This is a genomic window from Caballeronia choica (assembly GCF_001544535.1).
In the GTDB taxonomy this organism is placed as follows: Bacteria; Pseudomonadota; Gammaproteobacteria; order Burkholderiales; family Burkholderiaceae; genus Caballeronia; species Caballeronia choica.
On record NZ_FCON02000327.1, the window covers coordinates 1 to 3,473 of the forward strand.

Annotated in this window: 2 protein-coding genes and 2 pseudogenes; all 4 read left to right on the plus strand. The window is 63.9% G+C overall.

Annotated elements, in window-relative coordinates:
- Positions 1–388: pseudogene (locus AWB68_RS43275) on the plus strand (UxaA family hydrolase); the annotation flags it as partial.
- Between the two features lie 6 nt (positions 389–394).
- Positions 395–1,099 (plus strand): GntR family transcriptional regulator, encoded by a 705-nt coding sequence (locus tag AWB68_RS43280; RefSeq protein WP_087650234.1) that lies wholly within the window; start codon positions 395–397, stop codon positions 1,097–1,099.
- Positions 1,096–2,106 (plus strand): Ldh family oxidoreductase, encoded by a 1,011-nt coding sequence (locus tag AWB68_RS43285; protein ID WP_087650235.1) that lies wholly within the window; start codon positions 1,096–1,098, stop codon positions 2,104–2,106. The genes AWB68_RS43280 and AWB68_RS43285 overlap by 4 nt, the downstream gene beginning before the upstream one ends.
- An 84-nt stretch (positions 2,107–2,190) precedes the next feature.
- Positions 2,191–3,473: pseudogene (locus tag AWB68_RS43290) on the plus strand (indolepyruvate ferredoxin oxidoreductase family protein); the annotation flags it as partial.

Sequence of the window (3,473 nt, forward strand, 5' to 3'; positions counted from 1 at the left end):
TCCGCTCGTTGGTGTGCTCCGGTACGGCGAAGCTCCCCGGCGCAGCGGACTGCATTTCATGGACGCACCCGCCGCGGCGGTCGAAAACCTCACGGCGCTCGCCGCGGGTGGCTGTCAACTCACTTTCTTCGGCACCGGCGTGGGCAATCCAATCGGTAATATGGTGGCCCCGACCGTGAAGGTGTGCGGCAATATCCATACCCTGAAAACGATGGGCGACAACATCGATTTCGATGCAAGCGGCGTCCTCGAACAGGGCCTGAAGATTTCTGACATTGGTGACCGACTGTACACGTACGCGATGGACGTCGCATCAGGCACTCGACTCGCAAGCGAGGTGCTCGATGTCCGCGAGACCGCCGTCAGCCGGTTCGAACGCAGCCTCTGAGGCAACATGACAAAGCTTTCTATGGTCTCGGATGCCATCATCCGCCATATCGAATCCGGGTCACTCCGAGAGGGTGACCGCCTGCCTTCCGAAGGCGAACTCGCGGTCCATCATGGCGTGAGCGTCGGCACGGTCCAGAAGGCGCTCACTCAGCTCGTGCACTCCGGGCTGATCACCCGCGAGCAAGGTCGCGGCACGTTCGTCTCGGGCACACGCGTCGCTCCGGCCGACGTCCGTTACCTTCGCTTCAGTGATGCCGAGGGCAAGGACCTTCCGTGCTACGTACACGCACGCTCGGTCAAGCGCATCAAGCGCAAAGGGCCCTGGTCGGATTTTCTCGATAGCGAGGCGTTCGTACGGATTGAACGCGTGATCAACGTGGGCGGCCGGTTCGACCTCTACAGCGAATTCTGGCTGCGCGAGGAGGACTTCGCCGAATTGGGCGGCCTCGATCGCACCGCGCTCGAGAAGAACCTGCGCGAGCTTGTGGGTCAGCGCCTCTCGTTGCCCACCTTGCGTGTGGACCAGTGGGTTCGATTTGGCAAACTGCCTTCGGCTGCAGCTCAGGAACTGAAGATCGAAAGCGGGCAACCGGGGTTCATCATGGAGTTGCGCGGCTACACGCTTCGCAACCGGCCGCTCTACTATCAATCGGTCTGTTCCGGGCCGTTTCAAGAGCGTCTCGTCATTCTTCGGGAGAACGGTCAATGAACAGTGCCCGGCATCCCGAGATCATCGAAGCATGGACGGCAAGGATCTTCGAAACCTGCGGCGTGCCGCGGGACCACGCGGCCGAGGCGGCTTCGATGCTCGTTCGCAGCGAGCTGCGGGGTTACAAGACGCATGGCATGACGCGTCTCGCCTCCTATGTGGCGCGGTTGAAGGCGAACGAATTTAATCCCCGGCCCAAGATGACCTACCGGGCCTTGCCCGGCGGCATCGTGCTGCAGGCGGACGGCGCGATGGGGCAGATTGCCGGTCCCTACGCGGTGCGTCTCGCGCTCGAAGCACTGAGGACGACGGCCTCCGTGCTCGTTGTGATGCAGTCGTGCGGCCATCTCGGCGCGCTTGGAATACACACGCTATTGGCGGCGGAAGGCGGTGCCTTCAGCATGATGGGCCAACACACGCCGCCGGCACTCGCGATGGAAGGTTTTCGCGGCCCCGCGATCGGACACAACCCGATCGCCTTTGGCTGCCCCCTGTCGGGGCAGGCGCCGATCGTCTTCGACGTAGCCTGCAGCGTGGCGGCACGTGGACACGTTCTGCTCGCCGCGCGTGAGGGCAAGCCGATACCCGAGGGATGGGCACTGGATGCACAGGGTCGGCCCACCACTGACGCGCAACACGCCCTCGAAGGCTCCCTGATGCCGATGAGCGGGCACAAGGGCATCGGCATTGCCATGATGGTCGAATGCCTCGCCGGTGCCCTGGCGGCGAGCGCCGCCTCGCTCGCCGCGCCGCGCAGCGAGGCCATGCAGGACGCATTCCTCTGGCTCGTGCGCCCCGAAGCGTATGCAGGGCGAGAAGCCTTTGACGAGTACATGCGCCAGTGGACTCAGATCTACGTTTCAGCCAGCCCCGATGCGCGGCTGCCCGGCATGCGTGGCGATGCCATCGAGCGCGAAGCGCGAGAGCACGGCATGACGTTGCCCCCCGTAATCGCGCAGGAACTGGCCGCGCTTGGCGAGCAACTTGGCGTGCCATTTCCTGAATGACGGCCCGAAGGCCGAACCGGCCTCAACCGGGCGTCTTCGGCGCCTTCTCTGTCCCGACAACATCCATTGACGAGTACCTGCCACATGAATGCCCCACTCACAGAAGCGGCCCGCAAGGCCATCGAAACCGTCACGCTTGACGACAAGTATGCACTGGAAACCGGGCGTGCCTTCATGAGCGGCGTCCAGGCGCTCGTGCGCCTGCCGCTCCTGCAGCGCGCGCGCGACGCGCAGGCCGGCCACAATACCGCCGCCTTCATCTCCGGCTATCGTGGCTCGCCACTCGGCGGATATGACCAGGCATTGTGGCAGGCGCGCAAGCACCTCGAGAAGAGTCACGTCGTGTTCAAACCCGGCGTCAACGAAGAACTGGGCGTAACGGCGGTCTGGGGCTCGCAGCAGCTCGAGTTCGATCCCGCGAGCAGGAAATATGACGGCGTGTTCGGCATCTGGTATGCCAAGGGCCCCGGTGTCGATCGCAGCGGCGACGCCCTCAAGCACGCGAACCTCGCGGGCACGGCACCGCTCGGTGGCGTGATCGCGCTGGCCGGAGACGACCACGTCTCCAAGAGCAGCACGCTCGCGCACCAGAGCGACCACACATTCATTGCGAGCGGGCTGCCGATTTTTTTCCCCGCGAATGTACAAGATGTCCTCGACCTCGGCGTCCACGCGCTTGCCATGAGCCGCTACAGCGGCTTGTGGGCGGGCATGAAAACGGTTCAGGAGGTGGTCGAGTCCGGCGCATCGGTGCTGACCGATTCGGACCGTGTGCGCATCTTGCTGCCCGACGATTTCGCGATGCCGCAGGGTGGCCTCCACATCCGCTGGCCCGATGATCCGCTTGCGCAGGAAGCCCGGATGATGGAATACAAGTGGCCCGCGGCGCTCGCCTATATTCGCGCGAACCGGCTCAACCACAACGTGATCGAAGGACCGAACGACCGCCTGGGGATCATCGCGAGCGGCAAGGCTTATAGCGATACGCGTCAGGCGCTGATCGACCTTGGGCTGGACGATGCCCGCTGCCGCGAATTGGGCATCCGCGTGCACAAGGTCAGTGTCGTGTGGCCGCTCGAACCCCAGGGCGTACGCGAGTTCGCGCGAGGCCTGCGCGAAATTCTCGTGGTCGAGGAAAAACGTACGCTGATCGAGCAGCAATTGAAGGACGAGCTCTACCACTGCAACGCCCACGCACGGCCAGTCGTGCTCGGTAAATATGATCATGTCGACGGGCAAGACATCGGGGGAGAATGGAGCCACCAAACTCCTGCCGACCAGTGGCTGCTACGCGCCAAAGCGGATCTGTCGCCTGCCATGGTCGCCAGGGTCATCGCCGGGCGCCTGAAGAAGCTGGGCGTGCCCCA